General features: G+C 73.7%; 17 protein-coding genes. 2 read left to right on the top strand and 15 right to left on the bottom strand.

Annotated elements, in window-relative coordinates:
- Positions 1-3: 3 nt before the first annotated feature.
- From ACZ2G1_RS02695 to ACZ2G1_RS02655, 9 genes are all read right to left on the bottom strand, one after another.
- Positions 4-399 (bottom strand): FKBP-type peptidyl-prolyl cis-trans isomerase, encoded by a 396-nt coding sequence (locus ACZ2G1_RS02695; protein WP_017833513.1) that lies wholly within the window; start codon positions 397-399, stop codon positions 4-6.
- Between the two features lie 89 nt (positions 400-488).
- On the bottom strand, positions 489-1448 hold the full coding sequence (locus tag ACZ2G1_RS02690; protein ID WP_470377447.1) for an FKBP-type peptidyl-prolyl cis-trans isomerase: 960 nt from the start codon (positions 1446-1448) through the stop codon (positions 489-491).
- Positions 1449-1572: 124 nt separating this feature from the next.
- On the bottom strand, positions 1573-3018 hold the full coding sequence (gene pafA / locus ACZ2G1_RS02685; protein ID WP_470377446.1) for a Pup--protein ligase: 1446 nt from the start codon (positions 3016-3018) through the stop codon (positions 1573-1575).
- Between the two features lie 5 nt (positions 3019-3023).
- On the bottom strand, positions 3024-3233 hold the full coding sequence (locus ACZ2G1_RS02680) for a ubiquitin-like protein Pup (protein ID WP_470377445.1): 210 nt from the start codon (positions 3231-3233) through the stop codon (positions 3024-3026).
- Between the two features lie 35 nt (positions 3234-3268).
- Positions 3269-4906, bottom strand: a complete 1638-nt coding sequence (gene dop, locus ACZ2G1_RS02675) for a depupylase/deamidase Dop (protein WP_470377444.1) — start codon at positions 4904-4906, stop codon at positions 3269-3271.
- Positions 4903-6705 carry a proteasome ATPase gene (arc, locus tag ACZ2G1_RS02670; protein ID WP_470377443.1) on the bottom strand — a complete coding sequence of 601 codons (1803 nt, stop codon included), beginning with the start codon at positions 6703-6705 and terminating at the stop codon, positions 4903-4905. The genes dop and arc overlap by 4 nt, the downstream gene beginning before the upstream one ends.
- A complete protein-coding gene (locus ACZ2G1_RS02665) occupies positions 6702-7829 on the bottom strand; it encodes a tRNA (adenine-N1)-methyltransferase (RefSeq protein ID WP_017833507.1) in 1128 nt (375 codons plus the stop codon). The genes arc and ACZ2G1_RS02665 overlap by 4 nt, the downstream gene beginning before the upstream one ends.
- Positions 7830-7953: 124 nt before the next feature.
- Positions 7954-9087, bottom strand: coding sequence for a site-2 protease family protein (locus ACZ2G1_RS02660; RefSeq protein WP_109269371.1), 1134 nt, complete (start codon positions 9085-9087; stop codon positions 7954-7956).
- Positions 9084-9794, bottom strand: a complete 711-nt coding sequence (locus ACZ2G1_RS02655) for an HAD family hydrolase (RefSeq protein ID WP_017833505.1) — start codon at positions 9792-9794, stop codon at positions 9084-9086. The genes ACZ2G1_RS02660 and ACZ2G1_RS02655 overlap by 4 nt, the downstream gene beginning before the upstream one ends.
- A gap of 75 nt (positions 9795-9869) precedes the next feature.
- Here ACZ2G1_RS02655 and ACZ2G1_RS02650 point away from each other — a divergent pair, with 75 nt between their 5' ends.
- Positions 9870-10778 (top strand): PAC2 family protein, encoded by a 909-nt coding sequence (locus tag ACZ2G1_RS02650; protein WP_017833504.1) that lies wholly within the window; start codon positions 9870-9872, stop codon positions 10776-10778.
- Positions 10779-10908: 130 nt separating this feature from the next.
- On the opposite strand, the gene mshC is transcribed toward ACZ2G1_RS02650, so the two are convergent.
- The 3 genes from mshC to ACZ2G1_RS02635 all read right to left on the bottom strand — a co-directional run bounded on the left by mshC (position 10909) and on the right by ACZ2G1_RS02635 (position 13612).
- Positions 10909-12192, bottom strand: coding sequence for a cysteine--1-D-myo-inosityl 2-amino-2-deoxy-alpha-D-glucopyranoside ligase (gene mshC / locus ACZ2G1_RS02645; protein WP_470377442.1), 1284 nt, complete (start codon positions 12190-12192; stop codon positions 10909-10911).
- Positions 12193-12289: 97 nt separating this feature from the next.
- On the bottom strand, positions 12290-13120 hold the full coding sequence (locus ACZ2G1_RS02640; RefSeq protein WP_336649419.1) for an undecaprenyl-diphosphate phosphatase: 831 nt from the start codon (positions 13118-13120) through the stop codon (positions 12290-12292).
- Positions 13121-13231: 111 nt separating this feature from the next.
- Complete coding sequence (locus ACZ2G1_RS02635) at positions 13232-13612, bottom strand: primosomal protein (protein WP_181821094.1); 381 nt, start codon at positions 13610-13612, stop codon at positions 13232-13234.
- A gap of 40 nt (positions 13613-13652) precedes the next feature.
- Here ACZ2G1_RS02635 and ACZ2G1_RS02630 point away from each other — a divergent pair, with 40 nt between their 5' ends.
- Complete coding sequence (locus tag ACZ2G1_RS02630) at positions 13653-13886, top strand: DUF5703 family protein (RefSeq protein ID WP_035923920.1); 234 nt, start codon at positions 13653-13655, stop codon at positions 13884-13886.
- 28 nt (positions 13887-13914) lie between these two features.
- Here ACZ2G1_RS02630 and ACZ2G1_RS02625 read toward each other — a convergent pair whose 3' ends face one another.
- From ACZ2G1_RS02625 to ACZ2G1_RS02615, 3 genes are all read right to left on the bottom strand, one after another.
- Positions 13915-15171: an acyl-CoA dehydrogenase family protein gene (locus ACZ2G1_RS02625; protein ID WP_470377441.1), complete on the bottom strand. Its 1257-nt coding sequence runs from the start codon at positions 15169-15171 to the stop codon at positions 13915-13917.
- A gap of 79 nt (positions 15172-15250) precedes the next feature.
- Positions 15251-16588 (bottom strand): M20/M25/M40 family metallo-hydrolase, encoded by a 1338-nt coding sequence (locus ACZ2G1_RS02620; RefSeq protein ID WP_017833811.1) that lies wholly within the window; start codon positions 16586-16588, stop codon positions 15251-15253.
- A 38-nt stretch (positions 16589-16626) separates the two neighbouring features.
- On the bottom strand, positions 16627-17061 hold the full coding sequence (locus tag ACZ2G1_RS02615) for a hypothetical protein (protein ID WP_017833810.1): 435 nt from the start codon (positions 17059-17061) through the stop codon (positions 16627-16629).
- Positions 17062-17233: the final 172 nt, after the last annotated feature.

Here is a 17233-nt window from a genome sequence, read left to right as displayed (position 1 = left end):
TCCTCAGCGCACGTCCAGGAGGTCCACCACGAAGATCAGGGCCTCGTCCGGGCCGATGACCCCGCCGGCGCCCCTGGAGCCGTAGGCCTGGTCCGCGGGGATCTCCAGCCGGCGGCGGCCGCCGACCTTCATGCCCAGCAGGCCCTTGTCCCAGCCCTCGATGACCTGGCCGATGCCCACGGTGAAGTCGAGGGGCTGGCCGCGGTTCCAGGAGGCGTCGAACTCCTCGCCGGCGGAGAACGTCACGCCCACGTAGTGGCAGGAGATCTGCTTGCCGGGGGTCGCCTCGGCGCCGGTGCCCTCCACGAGGTCGGTGCTGACGAGCTCGGTCGGGGCCTCCCCCTCGGGGAAGTCGATCTCGGGCTTGCTGCGGTCGAGCTTGCGCTCTCCGAAGGACATGGGTGCTCCTGTTCGTCGGGTCGTCGACGGGTGGTCGTCGGGATCGGAGGGGCCTCGGGGCCCACCGGGCCACCTTAGCCGACCGGGGGCTACTCCTCGGTCGCGGAGGGGGACGGCGAGGCGGAGGCCTCGTCCTCGGCCGGCGCCTCGGGGGTGTCCACGGCCGCCAGGATGTCGACGACGAAGAGCAGGCTGCCGGCCGGGTAGTCGGAGTCCTCGCCCAGGTCCTTCTCCGTGCCGTAGGCCTGGCCGACGGGCACGGAGAGGATCACGCGGGAGCCCTCCTTCTTGCCCTCGAGGCCCTCCTGCCAGCCCTCGATGACGTTGTCGAGCGGGAAGGACGCGGGGGCGCCGTTCTCGTAGGAGGAGTCGAAGGTCTCGCCGTCGGACCACTTGACGCCCACGTAGTGCGCGATGACGGTGTCGCCCTCGGCGACCTCCTCGCCGTCGCCCTCGATGAGGTACTCGGAGACGAGCTTCTTCGGGGCCCTGCCCTCCGGCTTCGCCACGGCCGGCACGCCCTCGTCGTTCTCGGTGATCTCCGGCAGCCCCTTGGGGCTGTCCTGCATGTCGCCCTCGATCTCGGTGGGGATCTTCCGGACGACCTCGTAGACCTCCACGGAGGTCGACTCGTCGCCGGCGGCCCCGGAGGTCTCCGGGGAGGAGTACGCGATGATCGCGCCCTCCTTGGCGCCCACGAGCGCGTCGTACATCTCCGGGATCGACTCCTGGAGGCCCTGCTCGAGCTGGAGCACCTGGCCGGCGCCGCGGGAGTAGGTCTCGCCGATGGACGTGCCGTCGGAGCCCTTGAAGAGCGCCGCCTGCAGGAGGATGGTGTCGCCCTCGGCGAGCTCCTCCCCGTCGCCCTCGCGCAGCTCCTTCGCCCCGGCCTCCTCGGCGTTGAGCGGGGTCTCGAACGTGACGGACGGGGCCGTGCCCGCGTCCGGCTCGTTGCTGAGCTCCACGGAGTCGACGCCGGGCCCGGAGCAGCCCGTGAGGACGAGCGCCAGGGACAGGGCGGCGCCGGAGGTGGTCAGGGTCTTTCGCACGGGTGTCTTCCTCAGGGGTCGGCCCGGGTGGGGGCGGTGGGGTCGGACGGCTCGGGCCGGGACGGCGGCCAGCCTAGTGCAGGGCGCTGGGCGTTGACTGGACGGGGCGCCCCCGCGGCGCGGCTCAGACCACGGGGGCGTCCCCGTGGGCCCGTCCCGCGGTGTCGCGCTCGGCGAGGGCGGCGATCAGGGCGTCGGCCTCCGGGTGCTCCACGGCGAACGGGTCCTTGCACAGCACCGTGCGCCGGCCGCGGTCGTTGACCTTCAGGTGCACCCAGTCGACGGTGTACTCGTGCCCGGACGCGAGCACCGCCTCGATGAACCGGCCGCGCACGGCGGCCCGCGTGGCGGGCGGGGTGCGGGCGGCCTCCTGGACCCGCTCGTCGGGGACGAAGGTCGCGGCCCGTCCCCGGCGCTGCAGGAGGTTGAAGAGCCCCCGCTCCGGGGCGGTGTCGTGGTAGGCGAGGTCCAGCTGCGCCATCCGGGGCGCGGAGAGGTCCAGGTCGTCGCGGGCGGCGTAGCCGTCGAGGAGCTTCTTCTTGATCGCCCAGTCGATCTCGGTGTCGATCGCGGAGGTGTCCTGGCGGGCCACGGCGTCCAGGGCCCGCTCCCACAGGTCGAGCACCCACGGCACGCGGTCGTGGTGGGCCCCCTCGCGGTCCACGAACCGGCGCACGGACTCCAGGTGCTCGTGCTGCAGGTCCAGGGCGGAGCGGCGGGTGCCGTCGGCGAGCGGGACCGGGCGGGTGCCGGTGAGGTCGTGGGAGACCTCCCGCAGGGACCGGACGGGGTCCGCCATGGTGCGGTCGGGCAGGATCTGCCCGGCCTCGATCATCCGCAGCACGAGGTCGGTGGTCCCGATCCGCAGCGCCGTGGTGGTCTGGGACATCGTCGAGTCGCCCACGATGACGTGCAGCCGGCGGTAGTGCTCGGCGTCGGCGTGCGGCTCGTCCCGGGTGTTGATGAGGGGCCGGGAGCGCGTCGTGGCCGAGGAGGAGCCCTCCCAGATGTGGTCGGCGCGCTGGGAGAACGAGTAGCTGGGCGTCCCGGCGTCGTCGCCCATCCGGACGGCGCCGAAGTCCTCGGGCCCGGCGGGGTGGACCCTGCCGGCGCCGACGAGCAGCTGGCGGGTGACGAGGAAGGGGATGAGGATCTGCACGAGCCGGGCGAACTCGGTGCGCCGGGAGATCAGGTAGTTCTCGTGCGAGCCGTAGGAGTTGCCGCGCGAGTCCACGTTGTTCTTGAACAGGTACAGCTGCCCGCCCACCCCCTGTTCCGCCAGGGCGTCCTGGGCCTGCCGCCGGAGGTCGTCGACGATCAGCTCGCCGGCCTTGTCCTGGGCGACGAGGTCCTCGAGCGTGGCGCACTCCGCGGTGGCGTACTCGGGGTGGGAGCCCACGTCCAGGTAGAGGCGCCCGCCGTTGGGCAGGAACACGTTCGAGGAACGGCCCCAGGCCACCACGGGGCGGAAGAGGGTGCGCGCGGCCTCCTCCGGGCTGAGCGGACGGGCGCCCGGGGCGCTGTGGGTGAGGCCGAACTCGGTCTCGACCCCGTAGATCCTGCGGTCCATGGGGGCTACTGGCCGCCCTTCTGGACGAAGCCCTTCACGAACTCCTCGGCGTTGGACTCGAGCACGCCGTCGATCTCGGCGAGCAGGTCGTCGGCGCTGGTAGCGCTGGTCCGGGACTGGACGGTGGGTGCCGTGGGGGCGGGGGCTCCGGGCTCGGGGAGCTCGGACTCCTCGCGGCGCTGGGCGCCGGTGCCGAAGATGCGTTCCTGGGCCATGACGGGGTTCCTCCTGGGGATGGTGGTCGGGGTGCTCAGCCGAGGGAGCCGGTGTGCACGAGGGCGGGTCGGGCGGTGGCGAGGGCGCGGACGAAGTGCTCGGCGTCGGGTGCCGCGCTCAGCAGGGGGTCGACGTCCTCGCGGGTCAGCTCGAGCGGCTCGGGCATCGCGATCCGCGCGCCGCGGCGGACGCCGGGCAGGGTGAGCGAGACCGAGTCCCAGTTGGCCGTGAGGACGTCGTCGGGGAAGCGGGTCATCAGCCGGCCGCGGAACCACGCCCGGGTGTCGGCGGGGGGCAGGCCGGCGGCGCGCTCCACCTCCTCGGCGGTGAAGAGGGTGCGCATCCGGCCGGCCGCGACCAGCCGGTGGTGGAGGCCCTTCTCCGGGCGCACGTCCGCGTACTGCAGGTCGATGAGCGTCAGGCGCGGGTCGTCCCAGGCCAGGCCGTCGCGCTCCCGGTAGCCCAGCAGCAGGGCGTGCTTGGCGACCCAGTCCAGGCGGTCCGCGAGGGACAGGGGGTCCGTCTCGAGGGCGTCGAGGACCTCCGCCCACAGCTCGAGCACCTCGCGGGTGTCCGGGTCGGGGCCCCCGGTCGCGTGCTCGTGCGCCCGGGCGGCCTCGAGGTAGAGCCGCTGCAGCTGGACGCCCGTGAGCCGCCGGCCGTCCCGGAGCAGGACGGTGGTGGTCAGCCCCGGGTCGTGGCTGATCGCCTGCAGGGCCGCCACCGGATCGGCGAGGGCGACGTCCGGGGCGGCACCGGCCTCGATCAGCCCGAGGACCAGGGAGGTGGTGCCGAATTTCAGCAGGCTCGAGGTGTGGGAGAGGTTGGCGTCGCCGATGATGACGTGCAGGCGCCGGTGGCGGGTGCGCTCGGCGTGGGGCTCGTCGCGGGTGTTGACGATGGGACGGTGGACGGTGGTCTCGAGGCCGACCTCGCGCTCGAAGAAGTCGGCGCGCTGGCTGATCTGGAAGCCCGGGCGCCCGCCGCGGTCCCCGATGCCGACGCGACCGGCGCCGCACACCACCTGGCGGGAGGCGAAGAAGGGCAGCAGCCCGGCGGCGAGGGCGGCGAAGGGCACGGCGCGGGGCACGAGGTAGTTCTCGTGGGCGCCGTAGGAGACGGACTTGTTGTCGGTGTTGTTCTTGTAGAGGTTCACGACGTCGAGGCCGGTCGTGGCGGCGCTCGCGGCGATCGCCCGGACCGCGTCGAGGGCCACCCGGTCCCCGGCGGCGTCCCAGAGGACGGCGTCGCGGGGGGTGGTGACCTCCGGGGAGGAGTACTCGGGGTGCGAGTGGTCCACGTAGAGGCGGGCGCCGTTGGGCAGGACGGTGTTCATCACGACCTGCCGCCAGTCCAGGGACTCGGCGTGGGACCCGATCTCCCGGAGGGCCTCGGCGGCGACCTCCTCGGCCGTGAGCACGGGCGCGACGTCGGTGAGCTGTGAGGGGTCGGCCTTCTCGCGGGGGACGGTGAAGCCGCGGGCGTCCTCGAGGGGGGTCTCGCCGTGGTAGTCCCACCCGGCGGCGGTCCGGGACGCGCCGAGGCGGCGCCGCACGAGGGCGGCGTAGGTGGTGACCACCTGGCTGGAGAGCACGGTGGCGTTGGCGTGCGGGTTGCCGGTGGCGAGCACGCCGAACTCGGTCTCGGCGCCCATGACGCGGCGGACGCTCACGCGGGCCCCTCCCCCGGGACCGGTCCGGCCGGCGTCGGTCCGGTCGGCGCCGGGGCGTGGCGCCCGCCGGGGCCGGCCGGGTGCGGGTCGCGGTGCAGGACCACGCGCAGGTCGGTGATGGTGTCGCCGCGGCGGCCTGAGATGCGGGCCCAGTCCTCCGGGTTGGAGGTGTTGGGCAGGTCCTGCTGCTCGTGGAACTCCTCGTCCACCGCGCGGACCAGGTGGTCGCGGCCCAGGCCGCGGACCCCGGTGGTGAGCAGGTCCTTGATGGCCTGCTTCTTGGCCCGGTCCACCACGTTGCGGATGACCGCCCCGGAGGTGAAGTCGCTGAAGTGGAGGGTCTCCTCGGTGCCGTCCCGGTAGCTGAGGTGCAGGAACCGGGTGCCGGGGCTCTTCTCGTACATCCGGGCCACGGCGGCGTCCACGAGGGCGGCGACGGCCCCGGCGCGGGAGCCGGCGACGTCGACCTCGTCCTGGCGCAGCGGCAGGTCCTCGGTGACGTAGAGCCGCAGGATCTCGGCGGCGCCCTCGGCGTCCGGGCGGTCGATGCGGATCTTCACGTCGAGCCGGCCCGGGCGCAGCACGGCGGGGTCGATCATGTCCTCGCGGTTCGTGGCGCCGATGACGATGACGTTGTCCAGGCGTTCCACGCCGTCGATCTCGGTGAGCAGCTGCGGGACGATGGTGGTCTCCACGTCCGAGGACAGCCCGGAGCCGCGGGTGCGGAACAGGGAGTCCATCTCGTCGAAGAACACGACCACGGGGATGCCGCGGGCCGCCTGCTCGCGGGCGCGCAGGAAGATGGAGCGGATCTGGCGCTCGGTCTCCCCCACGTACTTGTCCAGCAGCTCGGGGCCCTTGATGTTGAGGAAGTAGCCCAGGGCCTTTCCGCGCCCGGCGCGGTCCGCGGCGCGCTCGGCGAGGGAGCGGGCCACGGCCTTCGCGATGAGCGTCTTGCCGTTGCCCGGGGGCCCGTAGAGCAGGATGCCCTTGGGCGGGGTGAGTCCGTGCTCGCGGTAGAGCTCGGGGTGCACGAAGGGCAGCTCGACGGCGTCGCGGATCTGCTCGATCTGGGGGCCGAGGCCGCCGATGTCGTCGTAGGAGACGGCGGGGACCTCCTCGAGGACGAGCTGCTCGACGTCGGAGCGCTCGATGGGCTCGAGGGCGAAGCCGGTGCGGTGGTCGATGGAGACCGCGTCGCCGATCTCCGGGCGGCTCCGGCGCAGGAGCCCGGAGAGCAGCAGGACGCGCTCCTCGTCGGAGCGTCCCACGGTGAGGACGCGGTCGTGGTCGACGATCTCCTTGACGGTGGCGATCTCGCCGGTCTGCTCGTAGTCGAGGACGGCGCCGACGGTGTAGTTCTGGTCGAGGAGGACCTGGCGGCCCGGTTCGCAGGCGGCGAAGCTCACGAGCGGGCTCAGGGCCACGCGCATGCGGCGCCCGGCCACGAGGACGTCGAGGGTGCGGTCGGTGACGGCGGGACCGCTGCCCGTCTGCTCGCCGACCGGGGTGCGCCCGGGGTTGACCTGCAGCACGGTGCCCTGGCTCAGGGGCGGGACCAGGTCGTTCTCGAGGGCGCGCTTGAGCTGGGCGATCTCGGTGCGGGTCGCGTCGAGGAGCCGGACGAGCTTCTGGTTCTGGGTGCCGGCGGCGGCGAGCTGCTTGTCGAGGGCGCGCTTCTGGTCGCGCAGGATGTTGACCTGCCGCTGGGCGTTCGTCAGGGCCCGGCGGGTCTGCTCGGCGTCCGCCGGCCCGGTGCCGGCCGGTCCGGTGGTCTGCTGCGGGGAGGTCTCGTTCACGGGCGCTCCTCGTGGGGCTGCTCGGGCGCGGCGTCGGGTGCGGGGTCCGCCGGAGCGGCCGCCGGTGTCGTGGCCCGGGCGGGGGCGTCGGCCGGCGGGGTCGCGCCGGCGGCGCGCTCGGCCAGGCCCAGGGCGTCGCGGCCGGCGCGGCGCAGCTTCTTGTCGGTGACGTCCCGCTCGCCGAGGGCCACGGGGGTCCAGGCCTGCAGGTCCTCCTCGCTGTACTCGGACTTGGAGGCCCGCCGCTTGGGCGCCAGCCGCTCGGAGCCGTCGGCCAGCCGGCGGGCGGAGAGCAGGAAGCCGGTGTGGGCGACCATGCGGTGGTCCGGGCGCACGGCCAGGCCCTCGACGTGCCAGCCGCGGACCATGGTCTCGGAGGCGTCGGGCTCGGTGAAGCGGCCGTCGGCGCGCATCGCCTCGGCGGTGCGGGAGAGCTGGGTGACGGTCGCGACGTAGCACATGACGACCCCGCCGGGGGTCAGGGCCGTGGCCACGGCGTCGAGGCACTCCCACGGGGCGAGCATGTCGAGGACCACGCGATCCACGGAGCCGGGCGCCTCGTGCTCGCCGAGCTCCTCGGCGAGGTCCCCGATGCTGATCTGCCACGCGGGGTGCGGGCCGCCGAACATGGTCTCCACGTTGCCGCGGGCGATGTCGGCGAACTCCGCCCGCCGCTCGAAGGAGTGCAGCCGGCCCTCGTCCCCCACCGCGCGCAGCAGGGAGATGGACAGCGCGCCGGAGCCGACACCGGCCTCGACCACCCGGGCGCCCGGGAAGATGTCGGCCATCGTGACGATCTGGCCGGCGTCCTTGGGGTAGACCACCGCGGCGCCGCGCGGCATGGACAGCACGAAGTCCTTGAGCAGCGGGCGCAGGGCCTGGTACCGGAACCCGGCGGAGTTCTCGACCACGGTGCCCTCCGGGCGGCCGATGAGCTCGCCGTGGCTGAGCACGCCGCGGTGGGAGTGGAACTCGCCGTCGTCCGCGAGCGTGACCGTGTTCATCCGGCCGCGCTCGTCGGTCAGCTGCACGCGCTCCCCTGCCCGGAAGGGCCCGCGCCGGTTGGCGGCGCCCCGCGGGGACGCGGGGGCGGGGGCGGCGGTGTGGTCAGCGGTTCCGGTCATCGGCTCACTCTCGGGGCAGGGCGTGGTCTGGTCTGGTCGTGCGGGGGCCGGCGGAGGCTCCGCCGGCCCGGGGTCCTCCCCCATTGTGTCACCGCGGCGCGGGGGGCCGGGGCGGGGCCCGGCGTCAGCCGGCGAGCAGGCGCTCGAGGGCGGCGGTGCGCAGCACGCCCACGAGGGCGCCGTCGGGTCCCGTCACCACGTAGTGGGGGTACTCCCGGGCGGCGACGGCCCGCAGCAGGGACTCCTCGCGCAGCCCGGCGTCGAGCACGGCGTCGGCGGGCAGGTGCTGGAGCACGGACGTCAGCGGGGTGTCGGCCCGCCGGGCCGGGGGCACGGCGTCGGCCGCGGCCGGCAGGAGCAGACCGACGACCTGCCGGTCCGGGGAGACGGCCAGCACGTGCGGGACCGGGCCGCCCGGGGCGGCGGCGCGGGCGAGGTGGTCGGTGACCAGCCGGTCGGTGTGGGCCAGGGAGACGCCCTCCGGCACCGCCACGGCGGGCTCGGCCAGCGCGGCGGCGCTGACGCCGTGCACGCGGGACAGGACCGCCGCCCCGCGCAGGGACGCCCCGGCGCCCTGCCACATGAAGCCGGCGATGAGGACGACGAGCACGAGGGCGACGGGCTGGTTCCACAGGCCCGTGACCCCGGCCCCGACGACGAGGCCCACGGCGAGCAGCCGGCCCGTCCAGGCGGCCACCACCGTGCCGTGGTGCTCCCGGCCGGTGACCGCCCAGACCAGGGCCTCCACCACCCTGCCGCCGTCCAGAGGCAGGCCCGGCAGCACGTTGAAGACGCCGACGATGAGGTTCGCCCACGTGGTGAGGTCGAGCAGCACCCAGCCGAGCGTGGGCGACGGCTCCCCGGTGCGCAGCAGCGTCCAGCCGGCCAGGCCGAGCGCGAGGTTCACGGCCGGTCCGGCCAGCGAGACCGCGGCGGAGGCCAGCGGGGTGCTGCGCACGTCCCCGAAGTGGGTGTGGCCGCCGAGCAGGCTGAGCACGATCCGGCCGGTGGGCCAGCCGAAGGCCCGGCCCGTCCAGGCGTGGGCCAGTTCGTGCAGCAGCACGGACAGGGCCAGGGTCAGGGCGAAGCCCAGGGACGCGGCGTAGTTGAGCGCGCCGAGCCGCGGGTAGGCGGTCATCAGCACGGGGGTGTAGAGGAGCACGGTGACCGCGGCGATCACGAACCACGACCAGGAGAGCGTGATGGGCACCCCGCCGATCCGGCCCAGGGGGATGCCCTCGCTGCGGGGGCGGCTCACGCGCGGGCCCCGGCCACGATGCGGCCGAGGTCCTCGGGGCCCACGCCGGCGAGGCTCGGCAGCACGAGGTCGGCGCCGGCGTCGTCGAGCGGGACCATGTTGGGCACGCCCACGGTGAAGATCCCCGCGGCGGTCGCGGAGCGGATGCCCGTGCGGGAGTCCTCGACGGCCACCATGCCGGCGCGCGCCAGCGGCCGGCCGGCGCGCTCGGCGAGACCGGCGGCGCCGATCCGGTAGGGGTCGGGGGCCGGCTTCGCCGGGTGGCCGAGGTCGCCGGTGACGACGACGTCGAAGACGCCCGGGCCGCCGAAGGCGTCGAGGACGACCTCGGCCAGTGGCGCCTCGCTGCTGGTGACCAGGGCCAGGGGCACGCCGCGCTCGCGCAGGGCGGCGACCAGCTCCGGCGCCCCCTCCTTGTAGACGACCCGCTCCCGGGTGCGGGCCGCGACCCGGCCGATGAGCCGGTCCACGATCTCCCGAACACCTAAGCGCACCCCCTGCCGCTGGAACACGGCGGCGGCGTCCTCCAGCCCGGTGCCGACCATGGCCAGGGCGTCGGCCTCGGTCCAGGTGCCCCCGTGGGAGCGGACCAGCTCGATCTCGGCCTCGATCCAGTACGGCTCGGTGTCCACCAGGGTCCCGTCCATGTCGAACAGCACGGCGGTGGGCAGGAGGTCGTCGGGGGACGCGGACGGGAGGCTGGACATGGCCTCCATCGTAGTGGCCGCAACACGGGGCCCCTCGTGCCGGGGCCTCTTGCCGTCGATGTCCCGGCGCGTAGTGTGGGTTCCGTGAGCAACAACTTCGACGAGACGTTCCCCCGCCCCCAGGCGGGGCCGTTCGGCGTGGTCCGCGAGGACGGTGACCAGGAGCGCGTGACCGTGCTGGTGGCCGCGTTCGAGGGGTGGAACGACGCCGGGGACGCCGCCACGGACGCCGTGCAGTTCCTGGCCACCCACTACGGGGCGAAGGACGTCTTCGAGGTGACCTCGGACGACTACTACGACTACCAGTTCTCCCGGCCCCTCGTGCGCCGCGGGGCGACCGGCGACGTGAAGATCGTCTGGCCCACGACCCGGCTCTCCACCGCCACCGTGCCCGGCACGAACCTCGACCTCGTGCTGCTGCACGGCTGGGAGCCCTCCTACCGGTGGCGCTCCTTCACCGCGGAGCTGCTCGAGCAGGCGACCCTGCTCGACGTCGACTTCGTGGTGATGGTCGGGGCGCTGCTCGCGGACGTGCCGCACACCCGGCCCATCCCGGTGACCAAGACCTCGGACACCGCTGAGCTCCAGGACGAGCTGGGCATCGACTCCTCCCAGTACGAGGGTCCCACCGGGATCGTGGGGCTGCTCTCCCACATGGCCTCCCTGGGCGGGTTCCCCACGGTCAGCCTGTGGGCGGCGGTGCCCCACTACGTGGCGCAGTCCCCCTCCCCGAAGGCCGAGCTGGCCCTGCTGCGGGAGCTCGAGGAGCTGCTCAGCATCACCCTGCCCCTGGACGCCATCGCCGAGGACGCCGAGGCGTGGGAGCGCGGGGTCAACGAGCTGGCCTCCGACGACCCCGAGATCGCCGCCTACGTCCAGCAGCTCGAGGAGGCCAAGGACACCACGGACCTGCCCGAGGCCACCGGGGACGCGATCGCCAAGGAGTTCGAGCGCTACCTGCGCCGCCGCCGCGACGAGAAGTGAGCGGCGCCGGCGCCCGGTGACGGGGACCGGACGACGGAGGGGCGGCACCCGGTCCCGGGTGCCGCCCCTCCGTCGTTCCTGCGCCGTGTCGTTCCTGCGCCGTCCGGCGGGACCGGGCCCGCCGGCGGGCTCAGAGCTCGATGCCGAGCCGGGCGTCCACCAGGTCCCGGACCAGCCGGGCGTCCGCCCCGCAGGGCCCCGGGGTCCCGGTGGTCAGGGCGTCGGCGGCCCACGCGTCCAGCGCCGCCAGCGCCGCGGGGGCGTCCAGCTCGTCGGACAGGGCGGTGCGCACGGCCTGCAGCAGCGGGGCCGCGCTGCCCTCCGGGGCCACGGCCAGGGCGCGGCGCCACGCATCCACGCGGGCGACGGCGCCGGCCAGCACGAGGTCGGTCCAGAACCAGTCGTCGGTGTAGCGGTGGGCGAGGATCGCGGTGCGGATCACGGCGGGATCGACCCCCTGGGCCCGCAGCGCGGAGACGAGCACCAGGTTGCCCTTGGACTTGGACATCTTCTCCCCGTCGAGGCCGACCATCCCGGTGTGCAGGAAGTGCCGGGCCATGGGCCTGCCGGTCAGCGCCCAGCAGTGGCCGGCGCCCATCTCGTGGTGCGGGAAGACGAGGTCCGAGCCGCCGCCCTGGACGGTGAACGGGGCGGGCAGGTGCTCCAGGGCGATGAGCGAGCACTCGATGTGCCAGCCGGGCCGACCCGGGCCCAGCGACGCGCCGTCCCAGGCGGGCTCTCCGGGGCGCTCCGCGCGCCACAGCAGCGGGTCCAGCCGGTGCCGCTTGCCCGGGCGCTCGGGGTCCCCGCCGCGCTCGGCGAACAGCGGCAGCATCTGCTCGGGGGTCAGGTGGGAGACGTCGCCGAGCACCCACGCGTCGTCGTCGTCGGTGGGCAGCGCGCCCGCGGCCTCGACGTCGAAGTAGACGTCACCGTCCGGCTCGCCGTCCCGGCCCGCCACCCGGTAGGCGAGGTCGCGGGCCACGAGGCGCTCGACGGCCGGCACGATCCAGCCGACGGCCTCGGTCGCGCCCACGTAGTGCTGGGGCGGGAGGACGTTGAGCGCGCTCATGTCGGTGCGGAACAGCTCGGTCTGCTCGGCGGCCAGGTCACGCCAGTCCACGCCGGTGGCCGCGGCCCGCTCGAGCAGCGGGTCGTCCACGTCGGTGACGTTCTGCACGTAGTCCACCGGGGTCCCCGCGTCCAGCCAGGCGCGGTGCAGCAGGTCGAAGGCCACGTACGTGGCGGCGTGCCCCATGTGGGTGGCGTCGTACGGGGTGATCCCGCACACGTAGAGGCTCGCCCGCTCCTGCCGGGGCAGCTCCACCCGCCGCCGCAGCCGGGTGTCCTGCACGACGGGCAGGGCCGCCTCGCCGGGGAGGTCGGGAACGGGTCGGGCGGACCAGGCTTTCATGCTCACCTCGGGTGGTTCGGGGATCGGACGACGGCCGCGGGGCCTCACCCAACCTACCGGACCGGCCGCCGCCCCCGATCCGGAGGTGACGCAGGGCTCAGGCGCTGATCACCCCGAGGCCCAGGAGCACGAAGATGGCCAGGCCCAGGGCGATGCGGTACCACACGAAGATCGTGTAGCTGCGGTTGGAGATGTAGTGCATGAACCAGCCGATGATCACGTACGCCACCACGAACGCGATGCCCGTGGCCACGAGGGTCTCGGTCATGCCGTAGGGCCCCGCCTGCGGCTGTCCCACGGACTGCGCCAGCTTGTACAGTCCCGAGGCGAACACCGCGGGGATGGCCAGCAGGAACGCGTAGCGGGCCGCGGCCTCGCGCGTGTAGCCCATCAGCAGTCCCGCCGTGATCGTGCCGCCGGACCGCGAGACCCCCGGGATCAGGGCCAGCGCCTGCGCCAGCCCGAAGAGCACGCCGTGCTTGACGGTGAGGTCGTCCAGGTGCCGGGCCTGCCGGCCCACCCGGTCCGCGACCGCAAGGATCACACCGAAGACCACCAGCATCGTGGCCGTGATCCACAGGGAGCGGAACTCCGTGTCGATGTAGTCCTCCAGCAGCAGCCCGAGCACGCCGATGGGCAGGGAGCCCAGGATGATCAGCCACCCCATCCGGGCGTCGGGGTCCGAGCGCTCCACGCGGCCCACCAGGGACAGGGCCCACTGCTTGAGGATCCGGACGATGTCCCGCCAGAAGTAGATGATCACGGCGGTCTCGGTGCCCAGCTGCGTGATGGCCGTGAACGCGGCGCCGGGGTCGGCGCTGTTGGGCAGCAGCTCGCCCACGATGCGCAGGTGCGCCGAGGAGGACACGGGGAGGAACTCGGTCAGGCCCTGGACGAGGCCGAGAATGATGGTTTCGATCCAATTCACCCGGCCACCCTACGGCACGCGCCGCGCCGGGGACGGCGGGACAGGCCCGCACGCGGCAGGAACGGCCCGCCGTGCGGGCCGTTCCTGCGGGTGCGGTTCGGGGGACGGGGCTCAGCGGGCGGAGCGTGCCCCGTCGGCGTCGTCGAGGTCCTCGTAGTCCTCCTCGTCGACGAGGTCCTCGTCGAGCATCTCGTTGTCCTCCAGGAGCTCCTCGTCGTCCTCCGAGTCGTCCTCGTCGGAGTCGTCGTCGTCGTCGGAGTCGTCGTCGGAGTCGTCGTCCGAGTCGTCCTCCTCCGCGAAGACGGTCAGCGGGGTGACCTCGTCGTAGGCGTCGTAGAGCGCCTCCTCGTAGGCGTCGAAGGCGTCGGCGATGGCGATGTAGGCGCCGTCGACGGCCGGGTCGTCGTCGCTGCGCCGGTTGGACGCGGCGACGAGGTGTTCTTCGAAGGCGCTCACGAGGGCCTGCAACGCGGCACGAGGGTCATTGCTCATGGAGTAGACGTTAGCGCTATTCCGTGCAGAATGGGGACCGATGAGAGAACAAGTCCGGACCAGCTCGGCCACCCTCACGAGGGACGCCGACCAGCGCTACGAGTACCTCCTGCTGACCGTGGCGCCGCACGAACCGCTCGGCGACGCGCGGGCCCGGCTCAGCGAGCACGCCGAGTACGGCAAGTGGGAGCTGACCCGTTCCGTGCTGCTCTACGGCGGGACCCGCAAGTACTGGCTGCGCCGCCGGGTGATGCGCGTGGAGCGCACCGTCTGAGCCCGGGACCCACCCCTGCCGGCGGGGCTCAGCCCCCGATCGGGCCCAGCAGCGCCTTGGCCACGGCCGCGTGCACGGACTCGTCGTCGGACGGGTGGTAGATCCCGGCGAGCACGTCCCGGTACAGCCGCTCCAGCTCCCCGCCCCGGGAGTACTGGGCCCCGCCCGAGCTGCGCATCGCGAGGTCGACGACGCCGCGGGCCGCCTCGGTGGCCCGGTGCTTGACCCCGGAGAACAGCAGGAACCAGCGGGGACCGTGGTCCGGGGCGCCGGCGGTGCCGAGGGCGTCCACGTCCGCGGCCAGCCGGAGCAGCTGCAGCTCCACCCCGTCCCGCAGCAGCGCGGCCTCGGCGATCCGCCGGCGGACGTCGGGGCGCTCGGCACGGGGCGCTCCCCCGCCGCGGGACCGCCGGGTGCCGGCGATCTCCACGGCCAGCCCCACCGCACGGTCCGCGATCCCGGTGTAGACGGCGGCCAGCAGCAGCTCGAAGCAGCCGAAGACGCCCCACACCACCGGGTCCGGGTTCGGGCCCACCGGGGTGCGGGTGAGCACCTGCTCCGCGGGCATCGGCACCGAGCGCAGCACCGTGGTCCGGGACTGCGAGGCTCGCATGCCCATGGTGTCCCAGTCGTCGAGGACCTCGATGCCCTCCGCCGCCCGGTCCAGGAGGCCGAACACCAGCGGCGTGCCCTCCTCGGCGTCGTCGCGGGCGTGGACGATCAGCCGGGTCCACACGGGGGACAGCGAGGTGAAGATCTTCGTGCCCGTGATCCGGTAGCCGTCCGCCACGGCCACCGCGGTGGTGTCGGAGTCGAAGAGCACGGAGTCGTTGCCCGCCTCGGAGATGCCGAAGGCGAAGATCTCCCCGGCCGCGGCCAGCTCGAAGATCCGCTCGGCCCGGGCGTCCCCGCGCAGGCGCAGGGTGTGCGCCACGCCCACCAGGACGTGGTGCATGTTGATGCCCAGCGCCGTGGCGGGGGCGGCCGCGGCGAGCCGCCGCTGCGCGGCGACCGCCTGCTGCAGCGTGAACCCGAGGCCGCCCCGGTCCCGCGGCACCAGCATCAGCGGATAGCCGATCCGCACCAGGTCCGCGAAGTCCTCGTCGAAGAACCGGTTCTCCCGGTCGTAGCCGGCGGCGCGCTCGCGGAACGTCGCCAGCAGGTCGTCCGGGAGCAGGGTCTCGGGCACCAGGTCGCCGGCCGCCCGGTCCTCGAGGGCCTCGGCTCCCGCAGGTGCGGGTGCGGGTCGTGCGGTCGCGGGCTGCGGTCCGGTGGCGGGGTGCATCTCGCTCCTGTCGGCGGTCGTCGGGGTCGTGGGTGCTCCGGCGGTCGGGCGGACCGGGGTGGGAGGGGCCGGTGGCCGGTCAGTACCGGGTCAGCAGCCGGTGCAGCACGCGGGAGCCGAACTCCAGGGAGTCCGTGGGCACGCGCTCGTCCACGCCGTGGAACATGGACGGGAAGTCGAGCTCGTCGGGCAGGCGCAGCGGCACGAACCCGTAGCCGGTGATGCCGAGCGGGTCCAGGGACTTGTTGTCCGTCCCGCCGGAGAGCATGTACGGCAGCACGACCGCCTCGGGGTCCTCGGCGTGCAGCGCGTCGACCATGGCGTCGACCACGGTGCCGGAGAACGGCACCTCGAGGGCGATGTCGTCCGACTCGAACTCGAAGGACACCCCGTCCCCGGCGAGCTCCGCGAGCTTCGCCAGCACGATCTCGCGCTGGCCCGGCAGATAGCGCACGTCCAGCCCCGCCTGGGCGGAGCCGGGGATGACGTTGACCTTGTAGCCCGCCTCGAGCATCGTCGGGTTCGCGGTGGTCTGCAGTGTCGCGCCCACGAACCGTGCCACGGAGCCGAGCTCGGCGAGCAGCCGCTGGGGGTTCTGGGGGTCGAACTCCACGCCCGTCAGCTCGGTGACCGAGTCCAGGAACGCCCGGGTGGTCTTGGTGAGCTCCACGGGCCACTGGTGCTCGCCGATGTTGGCCAGCGCCCTCGAGAGCCGGGTGACCGGGTTGTCGTCGTTGATCTGGGAGCCGTGCCCGGCCGTGCCCTGCGCGTTGAGACGCAACCACATGAGGCCCTTCTCCGCCGTCTGCAGCAGGTAGGCCCGCCGGCCGCCGATGGTGGCCGAGTACCCGCCGACCTCGCTGATAGCGTCGGTGACGCCGTCGAAGAGACCGCGGTGGTGCTCCGCGATCCAGTGCGAGCCGTACACCATGCCGGCCTCCTCGTCGGCGAAGAAGCCGAAGACGATGTCCCGCCGCGGCCGGTCCCCGGTGCGCACCATGTGGCGCAGGACCGAGATCATCATGGCGTCCATGTCCTTCATGTCCACGGCGCCGCGGCCCCAGATCATGCCGTCCCGGATCTCGCCCCCGAACGGGTCCACGGACCAGTCCGCGGCGATCGCGGGCACCACGTCCAGGTGGCCGTGCACCAGCAGGGCGTCGGCGGAGGGGTCGGTGCCCTCGATCCGGGCGAAGACGTTGGCGCGGCCGGGCGCCGACTCCAGGACGGTCGTGGCGAGACCGACCTCCTCGATCAGCCCGGCCACGTACTCGGCGGCCCGCCGCTCCCCCTTGGCGTCGCCGCTGCCGTAGTTGGAGGTGTCGATGCGGATGAGGTTGCGGCAGATCTCGACGGTCTCGCCCTCGGGCGACGACGCCGCGGCCGCCGCGGCGGGAACGGTCTGAGGATCGGTCATGGCGGTCCTTCCTGGGGTTCCTGGTGGGCGGGTGGGGTTCAGCGGACGGCGGTGTCGCGGCCGGGGTAGCTCAGCAGCACGAGGCGTCCGGACTCCTCGACCACGACGACCTCCTCAGTCTCCCCGGGAGCGTCCTCGGGGGCGACCTCCAGCCGGTACCCCTCGGCGGTCTCGACGGCCTCGCCCTGGACGGCGAGCGTCTCGTAGCGGGAGGTGTCCGGGTGCCACCGCTCGAGGTGGACCCCGCAGTACTGGGAGCTGCCCTCCGTGGCCCGGTGCACGAAGTCGTGGGACAGCAGCTCGCAGGCGCCGTCCCAGTCGCGCTCGGCCATCGCGTCGACGAACGCCCGGGTGGTGCCCTCGGGCGTCCCGAGGTCGGGGCCGCACCCGGTCAGGCCGACGGCGGCGGCGAGGACGAGGCACAGCCGCAACGGGGCCCGGACGCCGGTGGCGCGGGTGGCGTGGACGGTCATCGGGCTCCTCTCCGGGCGTGCGCTCCCAGCCTATCGTCACCGGCACCGGTGCGTTCGCCGCGCGGACGGGGTGTGAACCGCTCACCATAACCACGGGAATTCCGGCCGTCCGGTTCATTCCGTGATGTCGTCGTTATTCTCCTGTGATAGACGAAACAATTTCACACACTTC

This window comes from Kocuria sp. KKT182, from assembly GCF_055635395.1.
Note: the sequence above shows the minus strand (reverse complement) of the source record. Positions and strands in the feature narration are given on the sequence as shown.

What these genes read in the sequence shown, in the direction of transcription:
- ACZ2G1_RS02695 (WP_017833513.1), bottom strand. Translation starts at nt 399, where the DNA reads ATGTCCTTCGGAGAGCGCAAGCTCGACCGCAGCAAGCCCGAGATCGAC.
- pafA (WP_470377446.1), bottom strand. Translation starts at nt 3,018, where the DNA reads ATGGACCGCAGGATCTACGGGGTCGAGACCGAGTTCGGCCTCACCCAC.
- ACZ2G1_RS02680 (WP_470377445.1), bottom strand. Translation starts at nt 3,233, where the DNA reads ATGGCCCAGGAACGCATCTTCGGCACCGGCGCCCAGCGCCGCGAGGAG.
- ACZ2G1_RS02665 (WP_017833507.1), bottom strand. Translation starts at nt 7,829, where the DNA reads ATGACCGGAACCGCTGACCACACCGCCGCCCCCGCCCCCGCGTCCCCG.
- ACZ2G1_RS02655 (WP_017833505.1), bottom strand. Translation starts at nt 9,794, where the DNA reads ATGTCCAGCCTCCCGTCCGCGTCCCCCGACGACCTCCTGCCCACCGCC.
- mshC (WP_470377442.1), bottom strand. Translation starts at nt 12,192, where the DNA reads ATGAAAGCCTGGTCCGCCCGACCCGTTCCCGACCTCCCCGGCGAGGCG.
- ACZ2G1_RS02635 (WP_181821094.1), bottom strand. Translation starts at nt 13,612, where the DNA reads ATGAGCAATGACCCTCGTGCCGCGTTGCAGGCCCTCGTGAGCGCCTTC.
- ACZ2G1_RS02630 (WP_035923920.1), top strand. Translation starts at nt 13,653, where the DNA reads ATGAGAGAACAAGTCCGGACCAGCTCGGCCACCCTCACGAGGGACGCC.
- ACZ2G1_RS02625 (WP_470377441.1), bottom strand. Translation starts at nt 15,171, where the DNA reads ATGCACCCCGCCACCGGACCGCAGCCCGCGACCGCACGACCCGCACCC.
- ACZ2G1_RS02620 (WP_017833811.1), bottom strand. Translation starts at nt 16,588, where the DNA reads ATGACCGATCCTCAGACCGTTCCCGCCGCGGCGGCCGCGGCGTCGTCG.
- ACZ2G1_RS02615 (WP_017833810.1), bottom strand. Translation starts at nt 17,061, where the DNA reads ATGACCGTCCACGCCACCCGCGCCACCGGCGTCCGGGCCCCGTTGCGG.